The organism is Arthrobacter sp. Hb9-2 (genome assembly GCF_059091165.1).
In genome coordinates, this window is record NZ_JBNHGJ010000004.1 from 91,177 (window position 1) to 104,426 (window position 13,250).

Annotated in this window: 11 protein-coding genes; 6 read left to right on the plus strand and 5 right to left on the minus strand. The window is 64.6% G+C overall.

All coding sequences use genetic code 11. From position 1 onward, the window contains the following. Nucleotides 1-55: 55 nt before the first annotated feature. From AC5RV1_RS04375 to AC5RV1_RS04395, 5 genes are all read right to left on the minus strand, one after another. Entirely contained in the window at nucleotides 56-880 is an 825-nt protein-coding gene (locus AC5RV1_RS04375; RefSeq protein WP_493947863.1) for an alpha/beta fold hydrolase, read from the minus strand. 497 nt (nucleotides 881-1,377) lie between these two features. Then, nucleotides 1,378-3,672 (minus strand): catalase/peroxidase HPI, encoded by a 2,295-nt coding sequence (gene katG, locus AC5RV1_RS04380; protein WP_493993682.1) that lies wholly within the window; start codon nucleotides 3,670-3,672, stop codon nucleotides 1,378-1,380. Nucleotides 3,673-3,838: 166 nt separating this feature from the next. Beyond that, complete coding sequence (locus tag AC5RV1_RS04385) at nucleotides 3,839-4,159, minus strand: DMT family transporter (RefSeq protein ID WP_493947861.1); 321 nt, start codon at nucleotides 4,157-4,159, stop codon at nucleotides 3,839-3,841. Further along, nucleotides 4,156-4,512: a DMT family transporter gene (locus AC5RV1_RS04390; protein WP_493947860.1), complete on the minus strand. Its 357-nt coding sequence runs from the start codon at nucleotides 4,510-4,512 to the stop codon at nucleotides 4,156-4,158. The genes AC5RV1_RS04385 and AC5RV1_RS04390 overlap by 4 nt, the downstream gene beginning before the upstream one ends. 118 nt (nucleotides 4,513-4,630) lie before the next feature. Then, nucleotides 4,631-5,269 carry an isochorismatase family protein gene (locus AC5RV1_RS04395; protein WP_493993683.1) on the minus strand — a complete coding sequence of 213 codons (639 nt, stop codon included), beginning with the start codon at nucleotides 5,267-5,269 and terminating at the stop codon, nucleotides 4,631-4,633. Between AC5RV1_RS04395 and AC5RV1_RS04400 the strand changes: the two genes are divergently transcribed. The 6 genes from AC5RV1_RS04400 to AC5RV1_RS04425 all read left to right on the plus strand — a co-directional run bounded on the left by AC5RV1_RS04400 (nucleotide 5,262) and on the right by AC5RV1_RS04425 (nucleotide 13,221). Then, on the plus strand, nucleotides 5,262-6,353 hold the full coding sequence (locus AC5RV1_RS04400) for a GlxA family transcriptional regulator (protein ID WP_493993684.1): 1,092 nt from the start codon (nucleotides 5,262-5,264) through the stop codon (nucleotides 6,351-6,353). The two genes, AC5RV1_RS04395 and AC5RV1_RS04400, sit on opposite strands and share 8 nt — an antisense overlap. 376 nt (nucleotides 6,354-6,729) lie before the next feature. Then, entirely contained in the window at nucleotides 6,730-7,836 is a 1,107-nt protein-coding gene (locus tag AC5RV1_RS04405; RefSeq protein WP_493993685.1) for an ice-binding family protein, read from the plus strand. A gap of 10 nt (nucleotides 7,837-7,846) precedes the next feature. Further along, a complete protein-coding gene (locus AC5RV1_RS04410) occupies nucleotides 7,847-8,659 on the plus strand; it encodes a class F sortase (protein ID WP_493993686.1) in 813 nt (270 codons plus the stop codon). A 39-nt stretch (nucleotides 8,660-8,698) separates the two neighbouring features. After that, nucleotides 8,699-9,298, plus strand: coding sequence for an LURP-one-related family protein (locus AC5RV1_RS04415; protein ID WP_493993687.1), 600 nt, complete (start codon nucleotides 8,699-8,701; stop codon nucleotides 9,296-9,298). Nucleotides 9,299-9,472: 174 nt separating this feature from the next. Continuing rightward, entirely contained in the window at nucleotides 9,473-11,206 is a 1,734-nt protein-coding gene (locus tag AC5RV1_RS04420; RefSeq protein ID WP_493993688.1) for an ABC transporter ATP-binding protein, read from the plus strand. Then, entirely contained in the window at nucleotides 11,203-13,221 is a 2,019-nt protein-coding gene (locus AC5RV1_RS04425) for an ABC transporter ATP-binding protein (protein WP_493993689.1), read from the plus strand. Before AC5RV1_RS04420 ends, AC5RV1_RS04425 begins: the two co-directional genes overlap by 4 nt. The last annotated feature ends 29 nt before the right edge of the window (nucleotides 13,222-13,250 follow it).

Sequence of the window (13,250 nt, forward strand, 5' to 3'; positions counted from 1 at the left end):
TCCTGCAGGTCAGCTGATAGAGGGGCAATCAGTGACTGGACCTAGCTAACGAGCGTCACGAGCGGGTGTCGAGGTAGTGCAAAATCGCCCGGGCCGTTTCCTCCGGAGCGCTGACGTGGGGGCAGTGCCCGGTGGCCTGAAGCTGCACCAGGGTGCTGTGTTCCAGATTCTTGTGCAGGTAGGCGCCCACTTCCGGCGGGGCAAGCCGGTCGTTGGAGCACTGCAGTATCAGGCAGTTGGTGCGCACCTTTTTCAGTTCAGGGCGGGTGTCGGAAAAGAAGGTTACCCCGGCGAAGTGCCGTGCGATGGACGGGGTTGTCCGGCAGAAGCTGACACGCAGGTCCTCCGCTAATTCCGGCTCCTGCGGGTTGCCCATAACCAAGGGCGCCACGGCCGCGGCCCACGCGAAATAGTTGCTGTCCAGAGATGCCAGCAGGCCCTCGATGTCTTCCCGCGAAAACCCACCCACGTAGCCGTCGTACGGGTCATCTGTATGACGGGGTGAAGGAGCAAGCAGGACCAGTTGGGAGAAACGGTCGGGGTCCTGCACCGCGGCGATCACGGCGATCATCGTGCTGACACTGTGGCCCACCAGGATGACGTCCTCAAGTTCAAGGGCGGCGCAAATCTCCAGCAGGTCCGACGCATAGCCATCCAGGGACCCGTACTTCTCCCAGTCATAGGCGCTGATGTCGGAGTGGCCTGCACCAACATGATCAAAAAGCACCAGCCGATAATCATCAACGAAATAAGGCAGCAGCTTCCGCCACATAGCCTGATCGCAGCCAAAACCGTGGGCAAACATCATTACAGGCCCATCACCCCGGCCTGTTATGGTGACATTGTTCCGGCGGATTACCGCAGCAGCTGCTTCGATCACGTTCTCACTTACCCTCGCGTAGGGTGTTGTCCTCCCCAGACTATCCACGGGAGATAGTGAATCCTAGAATCCTCCCGCTATCGCCTTCAAGGTGACGTCGATTCCGCCCACGCCTGCCGAAGCTTCCGGCAACCTGATTAGGCTCGGACAAGCTGACCGTGGTGGATTATGGATCCAATCTGAATCACCACCTCATCCACCACCTGTGGTGATGTTGTGTCACCACGCATCCGTAGCTTTGGAAGTATCCCCGGCACCCAGGCCAGGGCAAACCAGAATAACGGAGCCCGAGATAGCCATCACCCGGTCCAAACTCAGCGGAGCTGCAGGCACTGTCGCCACAGCCACCGGACTCAGCCAATGCCGCCTAGTGCCCAACTCTTGGCTCAGAAGGAAACACAATTCCTACAGGACACTGACGGAAACGGCCAGCCGGAGGACAAGGTGTGCGGGTCCGGGCCGGCCGCGGCTGCAGCCGGCCCGGAACCATCAATCAATCAGCGCAGGTCGAAGCGGTCCAGCTCCATCACCTTCACCCAGGCCGCCACGAAGTCGTTCACGAACTTCTCCCTGCCGTCGTCGCTCGCGTAGACCTCGGCGATCGCCCGGAGCTGCGAGTTGGAGCCGAACACCAGGTCCACCGGCGTGGCTGTCCACTTCAGTTCGCCGGTGGCGACGTCGCTGATTTCGTAAACGTTCTCCTCCGCCTCCGACGCCTTCCACTTGGTGCCCGGTGAGAGCAGGTTGGAGAAGAAGTCGTTCGTCAGGACCTGGGGCCTGTCCGTGAAGACCCCATGGCTGGAACCGCCCAGGTTGGTGCCGAGGGCGCGCATGCCACCGACGAGCGCCGTCATCTCCGGGGCGGAGAGGTCCAGCAGATACGCCTTGTCCAGCAGGAGGGTCTCCGGCTGGAGCTTCTCGCCGGGGCGCACGTAGTTACGGAACCCGTCCGCCCGCGGCTTCAGGTACTGGAACTGCTCGACGTCGGTCTGCTCCTGGGCGGCGTCGGTGCGGCCTGGCCGGAACGGCACAGTGACGGCGAAACCTGCGTCCCGCGCAGCCTTTTCCACCGCGGCGCAGCCGCCGAGGACGATCAGGTCCGCCAGCGAGACCTTCTTGCCCCCGGCCTGGGCTGCGTTGAATTGCTGCTGGACCGTCTCAAGCGCCTGCAACGCCGTCGAAAGCTGCTCCGGCTCGTTGACCTCCCACCCGCGCTGGGGCTCCAGCCGGATCCGTGCCCCGTTAGCGCCGCCGCGCCGGTCGGTCTTGCGGAAGGTGGACGCCGCGGCCCATGCCGTAGTGGCGAGCTGAGAGACGGACAGGCCCGAGTCCAGCAGCCGGGCCTTGAGCGAGGCGATGTCCTGCTCATCGATCAGCTCGTGGTCCACTGCCGGCACCGGGTCCTGCCAGAGCTGGGCCTCCGGGACCCACGGCCCGAGCATGTGCGGGCCAACAGGGCCCATGTCGCGGTGCAGCAGCTTGTACCAGGCCTTGGCGAAGGCGAGCGCGAACTCGTCTGGGTTCTGCAGGAAGCGCCGGCCAATTTCCTCGTAGACCGGGTCGAAGCGCAGCGACAGGTCCGTGGTCAGCATGGTGGGGCGGTGCTTCTTGTTGGGGTCGTGGGCGTCCGGTATGATCTCCGGCGCATCCTTGGCAACCCACTGGTGGGCGCCGGCAGGGCTCTTGACCAGCTCCCACTCGTATTCGAACAGGATTTCCAGGAAGCGGTTGCTCCACTGCGTGGGCCGGTCGGTCCAGGTGACTTCCAAACCGGACGTGATCGTGTCCGCCCCCTTCCCGCTGCCGTAGGTGCTGAGCCAGCCCAGGCCCTGCGTCTCGAGGTTTGCGCCCTCCGGCTCGGGACCTACGTGCGCGTCGGCGTCACCGGCGCCGTGGGTCTTGCCGAACGTGTGCCCGCCGGCGATCAGCGCGAAGGTTTCTTCGTCGTTCATCGCCATCCGCTTAAACGTCTCGCGGATGAAAGCTGCCGCCAGTTTGGGATCCGGGTTGCCCATCGGCCCCTCGGGATTGACGTAGATCAGGCCCATCTCCGTGGAGCCGACCTCCTCCGACATCTGCCCCTCGCCGATGTACCGTTCGTCGCCGAGCCAGGTGTCCTCCGGTCCCCAGAAAATCTCCTCGGGCTCCCACACGTCCTCACGGCCGAAGGCGAAGCCGAACGTCTTGAATCCCATGGACTCGAGGGAGACGTTGCCGGCCAGGACCAGCAGGTCCGCCCACGAGAGCTTCTGGCCGTATTTCTGCTTCACCGGCCACAGCAGCCGCCGGGCCTTGTCCAGGTTGGCGTTGTCCGGCCAGCTGTTCAGCGGCGCGAACCGCTGGCTGCCGTCACCTGCACCGCCGCGGCCGTCGTGGACGCGGTAGGTGCCGGCGGCATGCCAGCTCAACCGGATCATCAGGCCGCCGTAGTGGCCAAAGTCCGCCGGCCACCAGTCCTGGGAGGTGGTGAGGACCTGGATGATGTCCTGCTTGAGCGCCTCGACGTCGAGCTTCTGGAACTCTTCGCGGTAGCTGAAGCCAGTGCCGAGCGGGTTGCCCTTGGGGTTATGGCTGTGGAGCACCGAGAGGTCCAGCTGGTTGGGCCACCAATCGGCGACGGTCCGCGGCCGGTGCCCCTTGGGCTGCGGCGAATCGATGGCCGGGTTTTCACTCTCGCTGCCGTGCGAGGTGACGCTGCCATGCGCCACCGGGCATCCGCCTTCAACCTTGCTGTCCAGGCCTTGGGCACTTCCGGGGGTGGGGATCGGGGGGTGTTCCGGGCGATCGGTCATGTGCTTCCTTCCATATGGCCGAGGCCGTGGAGCGGACTCGGGCGGCCGGTTCAACCTTCCCATTTGAACATGGACGGCGTGTAGGTGGGAGAACCCGTCCGCCATGAGAGAAATGACGGTCTTGCCGTTGCACTTTATGTAATTTCCAGCTCCCGTCACGGGGCCGCTAGTGCGCTGCGCCGAGCTCGATGAGAAGGACACCGCCGATAATGAGCGCCAGCCCGAGCATCATGATGGGCGTGATCGCCTCCTTAAAGAAGACCCGGCTGGCAAGGGCCGTCAGTGCGACGCCGGCCGCGGCCCAGATGCCGTAGGCAACTCCGAGGCTCATTCCCTGGTCCAAAGTCAGGGTGAGGAGCGTGAACGCCAGGAAGTACCCGACGCCGACAGGTATGTACCAGCGCCGCTTACCGGTGGATGCGACGCGCAGGAACAGGGTGGCCGTTACCTCGGTGAGGATTGCCGCCGACAGCAACAGCCACATCATGAGCGTGCCATTTCTTTTGCCGGTTCTTTTGCAGGCTCTTCATGCGATCCGAGTTCCACGCAGAGCACGCCGGCGATGACCATGGCGACGCCGATCATCATCACCGGCGTCAGCGCTTCACCAAAGATGAGGGCAGCCAGCAGCACCGTGAGCGTCACTCCCAGTGCAGCCCAGATGCCGTAGGCGACGCCGAGTCCCAGGCCTTTGCGGAGGACCGCCGCGAGGAAAGCAAAGGAAGCGGAATAACCGAGAACAACCACGATGAAGAAGGCAGGATTATCCAACGCCGCTTTCAAGGAGAGGGACGCCGTCACCTCACTCAGAATCGCGCCGGCGAGGAGAATCCACTTCATGAAATTAGTCCTTGAGATTTCGTTGGGGCTTGGTCCCCGTGTGTGCAACGGCGCGAATGCTTCCAGTGTTCCCGGGCATCCCACCGGTCAAGGCAGGCGGGACGCCCGGGACGGTTGGTTAAGCCTTGGGGAGCAGCTCCAGCCCCGCGACAGCTGAGCTGCCGAGGTCACTCCTGGTGAGGGCCTGCCGTGCGGCCAGGGCATCGGTCCAGGTATCAGTATCGGCCACCGCTGCCCAGTTCGAGTTCAGCAGCGCGAGCAGTGTCGTGTGCACGGTCTTCGCGTCGGCGGAACCGGCATCGTTGGCGAGGTTGATGGCGCCGGTGGCGTCTGAGAGGACCTCGGTGGTGAAGCCAAGGAACTCTGCCTCCACGGCGGAGGCGAGCACGCAGTTGTTGGTCATGTAGCCCACCAAGGTGACCGTATCGACGTCGTGCTTCCGGAGCCAATCGGAAAGTTCAGTACCGGCGTAAACGGAGCCGTACCGCTTGACGAGCGACTTCCACTCACCGGTTTTGCGACGTTCAATCTCGGGGTGCAGCTCGAAAGTGGGTGTGCTGGGTGCAAAGACAGGTGCGCCTTCGCCCGCGGAGTGCTGGATGACGGCAATCGGAATGCCGGCGGCGGTGGCGGCGTCAACTGCCTTCGCGATGGTGGGCAGGGATTCCTGGTGCGGCGGGTACTGGATTTCGAGGGGGCCGCTGAAGTACTGCTGCTGCACGTCGATGAGGATGAGGGCGCGGCGGGGGGTGCTCATATTCTTGGTTCTCCCTGATGGTTGCTGGGCTGCCTTTTGCTACTTTCCAGTCTTCCCGCTGCCGGTGGTCACCAACAGTGGCACGAAGGCAGATGTACGATGGATTCAGGCCAATGTAGCGGAAGGGGCCACAATGAGGATCGCGGTCTATGCATTCGATGGGGCGACGATGTTTCACTTGGCCGTCCCGCAAATGGTTTTTGATGAAGTGGCCCGTCAAGGCCTTGCCGGGTGGAAGACCTTTCTTTTCTCTGATCAGGAAGGCGAGGTTACAACCGCTGAGGGCTATCGGCTGGGGGAGGTGAAAGGGCCCGGGGCAGCGGAAGAGGCCGACGTCGTGGTGGTGCCTTCATGGTTCGACGACGGGCGTGTCCTGAGCGATTCGCTGCGGCAGGTGCTTCAAGGGGCACATGGGCGGGCGGTGCCGATTCTAGGGTTGTGCCTTGGTGCGATTCCCGTTGCAGATGCGGGGTTGCTAGCAGGGCGTCGGGCAGTTACGCATTGGCAGGCCTTTGATTCCCTTGCCGGACGGCACCCGGATATCGCCCTTGATCAGTCGGTGCTCTACATCGACCACGGCGATGTCCTGACCTCCGCCGGCACGGCCTCTGCATTGGATGCCTGCCTGCACCTTGTGCGTACGAAGCTTGGAGCGGAGGCCGCGAACCAAGTGGCACGCAGCCTTGTCATCGCTCCACACCGGGAGGGTGGACAGGCGCAATATATTGAGCGTCCTGTTCCTTCCCGCTCCACCGACGATCCAATCTCGCGCCTGCTCGAATGGGCCCTGGGCCGCCTGGGTGAACCACTGACCATTGACCTGCTTGCCGCGCAGGCACACCTAAGCCGACGCACCTTTGTCCGCGCGTTCCGGGCAGCAACGGGGACGACGCCGGCCGCCTGGATCCGCGCCCGCCGCCTTGACGCAGCCCGGCGGCTACTCGAAACCACAGACCTGTCGATCGACCAGATCTCTGCCGACTGCGGATTCGGCAACGCCGTCACCCTCCGGCAGAACTTTGCAGCGGCTTTTTCCACAACGCCGACGGAGTACAGGCGCCATTTTGACGCCCGGACTGGCTGACGCCCCGGCGTGTCCCTGCGCTCGCTGTGGTCTTACCAGTACGGCTCACCGGATAAGCCCTAATTTTTTTGGGCAGTTGATGACGCTCCCGTCGGGGCCCGCCACAGCTCTCAGGGCCTTTGACCAGCCAAGATACGAACTGGAGCCCGGGAGGGCAACTACGGCAGCCGGGCGCGGCCTCGTTGCGGCTGTCGGAAGTCCTAGGTGCGCCACCATTTCAGGCGTACAGTCCGCAGTATCGCACCCTCACAACTTGTCAGGCAGTGCTTTGGGCGTTTGCCCGCTGGGGGAAGGAACTGCCATGCAACACAAGTCTGCGCAACAACAGGGGTCACGTCAGCACAGATCGGGAGCGTCACGCCGTCGAAAAGCAGCAATGGCAGGGGGTGCCGCAGGCGCAGTTCTCCTGGCCGTGGCCTTCGTGGCGCAGCAGTCGCCGGCGTTCGCTGCCACTGCGGTAGGTCTGGGCACTGCCACCTCCTACTCGGTCCTTGCCGGCTCCGCTGTGACCAACACCGGCCCGTCCACGCTCCAAGGTGACCTGGGCGTCAGTCCAGGGACTGCCATCACAGGATTTCCGCCCGGCATTGCTGTAGGAGCCAAACACGCAGCAGATGCGGTGGCACTGCAGGCACAGGCAGATGTGACCACTGCCTACAACGCCGCGGCGGGACAACAGTCAACCACCAGCGTTTCCGGGGACCTGGTAGGACTGACTCTCACAGAGGGTGTGTACAGGTCCACCAGTTCGCTGGCCCTCGGCGGTCAGCTCACGCTGAACGGTCAGGGCAATCCCAACGCCGTATTTGTCTTCCAGGTTGCTTCGACACTGATCACCTCTTCCGCCAGCAGCATCATCCTGACCAATGGCGCCTTGGCCTGCAATGTGTTTTGGCAGGTAGGCAGTTCAGCCACCCTGGGGACGGCATCAAGCTTCAAAGGGACCATTCTTGCGCTCACCTCCATAACAGCGGAGATCAACGCGAGGGTGGAAGGGCGGTTACTTGCCCGCAACGGGCAGGTATCACTGGATACGAACGTGATCACCAGCCCCGGCTGTGCGCCAACGTCGACAACGCCGCCGCCCACCACGGACACCCCGACGGCGACAGTCACCCCGACGGCGTCAGCCACAGATACAGCGACGTCGACGGAAACAACCTCGGCAAGCGCCACGGCGACCGGGACCGCAACCGGCTCCCCCACAGCGACGCCGACCTCAACAACCACGGACGGCCCGACGGCGACTGCCACCACAGACGCACCGGGAGCCAACGTCACTGAATCTTCTGCTGCTACAGCGGCAGCGCCACTGGCGGGAACTGGAGGCGGGGGCAGGAACCAGGGCACGAACGTTGATACGGCGGCAAGCCTTTCAAACGGAGGCCCCGGGGCTCTCGGCGCACTGGTTGCCGGCCTTGCCGTAACCGCTGCAATCGTCTTCGGGGTCCGGTTGATGGCAGGCAGGCGCCGGAGCAGCTAGGAGCAGGGGAATGCGGCGGGGATCTGTTCAGGGAGGCCGGCACCGCCGCTTGCCCGGCCCCGTGCACCTGGCGGAGGGGCCGTCGTCGGCCGGGCGCCTTGGTTCTCTAAGGCGAAAGGCGGGGAACCCGGGCAGGGTTGCTGCCATCCTTTCCCTCGCTGGCGCGGTAGCCCTGGCTGCAGTGCTCCTGGGCGGCGGCGGGTCCTCACCGCCAAGAGGTCCTGAGGCCCTGCCGCCGTCCACGCTGCCTGCGGGTCCGCATACTTCCGGACCAGCAGTTGTTCCAAAACCGGCCCAGCCTGCCAACCCCTCGGAAACCCCGCCGCTCGCCGCAAGCCCGCCACTATCATTGGAGGAAAGTGCGTCGCGGGAGGCTGCAAGCTCGCCACCACTGCACATCACCTATGCCGCCGTCGGGATGGATCAGACCGTCCTGCCCCTGTCACCGACGGACGAGGAGATGACGTCCAGTTCCATCGTTCCCCCCCACACCGCAGACGCCTACTGGCTCGCCCCTTACGGCGTCCCCGGCGCGGGATCCACCAACACGACGTACATCGTCGGGCACAGCTGGGAGGGACGCCCTTCCCCCTTCAACGAGATCAGTTCCCGCGCAACGCCCGGCGATCAACTGACTGTCACCACAAGTCAGGGACCCCTGGTTTTTGTCATCGACCAGATCACTACCGAGTACAAGGACACGCTCAAGGACAGTGCCATCTGGGACAAGGTCCCTGGCCGGATTGTCCTCATCACCTGCTACACAGAGGATCTTTGGGGTAAGAACATCATCGTCCAGGCCAGCCCGCTACCTGCTGGTTAGGTCAAACTATCCGAGACCGCTCTAACCACGAGGACCGACATGACCGCAGAACTTTTACAGGGCATTGAGCGCTTCACCGTGACACAGAAGCTCACCCTGATGGTGAACCGCTATGAAATACGTTCCGCGACCGGAGACGGGCAGGCCGGGCACCTGCTCGCCGTCGCCCAGCAGAAGCGGGCAGCTTTCAAGGAGCAGGTGACCTTTTACCAGGACGAGTCAAGGACCACGCCGCTGTTCTCCTTCAAGGCCCGGCAACGCCTCGACCTCGGCGCCACGTACGACGTGCTGGACGCCACTGGACAACCGATCGGCAGCTTCCGAAAGGACTTTGCCAAGTCCTTGCTGCGATCGACGTGGCACCTCGAAGCGCACGGGCTCAAACTCACCGGAAGTGAACGCAACGTTGGTGTCGCCATCGGCCAGCGCATATGGGAAGCGACGCCGATTGGCGATGCGGTCCCTTCGCCCTTCCGTTTCCACTTCGACTTTGTGGACTCGAACGGAGAAGTGCTCATGACATCAGAACGGGGAAAGTCCCTGCGCGATCGATACCTCATCACCCTTCCAGGCGCACGACTCGATGGCCGGGTTGCGGCGGCGATGGCAGTCGCACTGGATGCTTTGCAGTCGCGATAGACCGGCCAAAGCGATAGGACGAAAGCGGCGCAGCCCAGGAGCGGCTGCGCCCTCGGTGAACCCGCCCAACTTCTCCTGCGCATCCACGGTCCCACGGCAGCCCCCGGACGTAAACTGACCTTCGCATCACGTCCCATGAGCCTTCGGGCCAGTGCCAAGGACCAGGAGCCGCGCATGCTCTGGAAGCTGCTTGTTGAATACGTCCGGCCGCACCGGAAGCTGCTGGCCGCCGTCGTCATTTTCCAGCTGGCGCAGTCCATCGCGTCCCTGTACCTGCCCACCCTGAACGCGGACATCATCGACGAAGGCGTGGCCAAGGCGAACATCGGCTACATTCTGAGCCTGGGCGGGGTGATGCTGGGGATCACCCTGCTGCAGATCGTGTGCGCGGTGATCGCGGTGTACTTCGCGGCGAAGGCGGCCATGGGCGTGGGACGGGATCTCCGCGGAGCGATCTTCAAACGCGTGGGGGAGTTCTCCGAGCAGGAGGTCACCAAGTTCGGCGCGCCCAGCCTCATCACAAGGTCCACCAATGACGTCCAGCAGGTGCAGCAGCTGGTGCTTACGTCCGCCACCATGCTGGTCACCGCGCCCATGCTCAGCATCGGCGGCGTGATCATGGCCATCAGGCAGGACGTGCAGCTGTCCTGGTTGATCGCCGTCGCGGTCCCGGTGCTGCTCATCGCCGTCGGCCTGATCACTGCCCGGATGGTGCCGCTGTTCCGCAAGATGCAGAAGCGGATCGACACCGTGAACCGGGTCCTCCGCGAGCAGCTCACCGGCATCCGCGTGGTCCGCGCCTTCGTCCGCGAGGACATCGAGACTGAACGCTTCGCCCGCGCCAACGAGGATGTCACGGACACCGCCCTCCGCGCCGGCCGGCTGATGGCTCTCGCGTTCCCGGTGGTGATGCTGGTGCTGAACGTCTCGTCCGTGGCGGTGATCTGGTTCGGCTCGTTCCGGATCCAGGACGGCTCCATGCAGGTGGGCACGCTCATCGCGTTCCTGAGCTACCTGATCCAGATCCTGATGTCCGTCATGATGGCCACGTTCATGGCCGTGATGATCCCGCGCGCCGCCGTCTCCGCGGACCGGATCGGCGAGGTGCTGCGCACCGAGTCGAGCGTCCGCCCGCCCCAGAACCCCCTGAGTAGCGAGGTGCGCCGCGGTGAGCTGGAAATGCGCGACGTCGGATTCGCCTACCCGGGTGCCGATCAGCCCGTCCTCTCCGGCATCAGCTTCACCGCCAGGGCGGGGCAGACGACGGCGATCATCGGCAGCACCGGATCCGGCAAGACCACCCTGGTGAACCTCATGCCCCGGCTGTTCGACGCCACCAGCGGGGCCGTTAAGATGGACGGCGTGGACGTGCGCGAGCTGCATCCGGACCTGCTCTGGGGGCACATCGGCCTGGTCCCGCAGCGGCCCTACCTGTTCAGCGGCACCGTGCGCAGCAACCTGCTCTACGGCAAGCCGGACGCCACCGAGGACGAGCTCTGGGAAGCACTCCGCATCGCCCAGGCCCGGGACTTCGTGGAGCGGATGGAGGAGGGCCTGGACGCGCCCATCAGCCAGGGCGGCACCAACGTCTCCGGCGGGCAGCGGCAGCGGCTGGCCATCGCCCGGGCCCTGGTGAAGCGGCCCGAGCTGTACATCTTCGACGATTCGTTCTCCTCGCTGGATACCGGCACCGACGCCCGCCTCCGCCAGGCCCTCAAGCGCAGCACCGCCGGCGCCACGCTGGTGATCATCGCCCAGCGCGTCTCCAGCATCGTGGACGCGGACCAGATCCTAGTGCTCGACGACGGCAGGATCGTGGGGCGCGGAACGCACAGTGAGCTGCTGGAGACCTCGGAGACGTACCGCGAAATCGTCTCCTCCCAGCTGGCGGCGGAGGAGACGGTATGAGCCGGCAGCCCTCTCCCGCACCCGGCACCAAAGCCGCACCCGCCTCCACAACCGGAAGCGCCGACGTCGTACGCATTCCCCGTCCGGCGGGCGGACCGGGGAGGGGCGGGCCGTTCGCGGGGATGAACGTCCCGGCGGAGAAGGCGATGAACTTCTGGCCGTCCGCCAAACGGCTGCTGGGGAGGCTGCGGCCGGAACGGGCGTGGTTACTGCTGGTGTTCGTCACGGCGGTGGCCGGGGTGGCGCTCTCGGTGATCGGGCCGCGGCTGCTAGGGGAGGGCACCAACCTGATCTTCGCCGGGGTGGTGTCCCGGAAGCTGCCCGCCGGGGTGAGCAAGGAGCAGCTGATCGCGCAGCTGCGGGCGTCCGGCGAGGGGCAGCGCGCGGACATGCTCAGCGCCATGGACCTGGTGCCGGGGCAGGGGATCGACTTCACCGCGCTGGGGAACGTGCTGACGTGGGCGCTGGTGCTGTATGTGCTGTCGTCGGCGTTTATGTGGGTGCAGGCGTATGTGCTGAACGGGGTGGTGCAGCGGACGGTGTTCGGGCTGCGCGGGGAGATCGAGGCGAAGATCCACCGGCTGCCGCTGCGGTATTTCGACTCGATCCAACGCGGCGAGCTGCTCAGCCGGGTGACCAACGACGTGGACAACATTTCCCAGAGCCTGCAGCAGACCATCAGCCAGGCGGTCACGTCGGTGCTGACGGTGCTGGGCGTGCTGGTGATGATGTTCATCCTCTCGCCCACGCTGGCGCTGATCGCGCTGGTGACCATTCCGCTGACGCTGGGGATTACGGCGCTGATTGCCAAGCGCTCGCAGAAGTTGTTTGTGGCGCAGTGGAAGAACACAGGTGAGTTAAATGGGCAGATCGAGGAGACGTACACCGGGCATGCGCTGGTGAAGGTGTTCGGCCGGCAGCGCGAGGTGGAGGAGCGGTTCCGGCAGAAGAACGCGGAGCTGTATGAGGCGAGTTTCGGGGCGCAGTTCATTTCCGGGCTGATCATGCCGGCCATGACGTTCATCGGGAACCTGGTGTACGTGGGGATCGCCGTGGTGGGTGGGCTGCAGGTGGCGTCCGGTGTGATGCAGCTGGGCGATGTGCAGGCGTTCATCCAGTACTCGCGGCAGTTCACCATGCCGCTGGCGCAGCTGGGGTCGATGGCGAACGTGCTGCAGTCCGGGGTGGCGTCTGCGGAGCGGGTGTTCTCCCTGCTGGATGAGGATGAGGAGTCTGTGGAGCCTGCCCCGTCTACCGGTCCTGTGTTTGGGCGGGGGCGGCTGGTGTTCCAGGATGTGTCCTTCTCGTATTCGCCGGACAAGCCGCTGATTTCCGGGCTGTCGCTGGTGGCGGAGCCGGGGCAGACCGTGGCGATTGTGGGGCCCACCGGGGCTGGCAAGACGACGCTGGTGAACCTGATGATGCGGTTCTACGAGCTGGACGCCGGTCGGATAACGCTCGACGGCGTGGACCTCACCTCGGTGCCCCGGCGCGAGCTGCGCTCGCGGCTGGGGATGGTGCTGCAGGATACGTGGCTGTTCGGCGGGACCATCCGGGACAACATTGCTTATGGGCGGCCGTCGGCTTCGGAGGACGAGATTCTGGAGGCTGCAAGGGCGACGTATGTTGACCGGTTCGTGCGGTCGCTGCCTGACGGGTACGACACCGTACTGGACGACGAGGGCGCCAACGTGTCCGCGGGGGAGAAGCAGCTGCTGACGATTGCCCGGGCGTTCCTGGCCCGGCCGTCGGTGCTGATTCTGGACGAGGCGACGTCTTCTGTGGATACGCGGACCGAGGTGCTGGTGCAGAAGGCGATGAGTGCGCTGCGCTCCGACCGGACTTCCTTCGTAATCGCGCACCGCCTGTCCACCATCCGCGATGCCGACCTCATCCTGGTGATGGAGGCCGGCCAGATCGTGGAGCAGGGGACGCATGCTTCTTTGCTGGCTGCGGGCGGCGCTTATGCGCGGCTGTATGAGGCGCAGTTCACGGCTCCGGCGGCGGAGGTTTAGGATAATCGACAGCAGTTGGGTGACTGGAA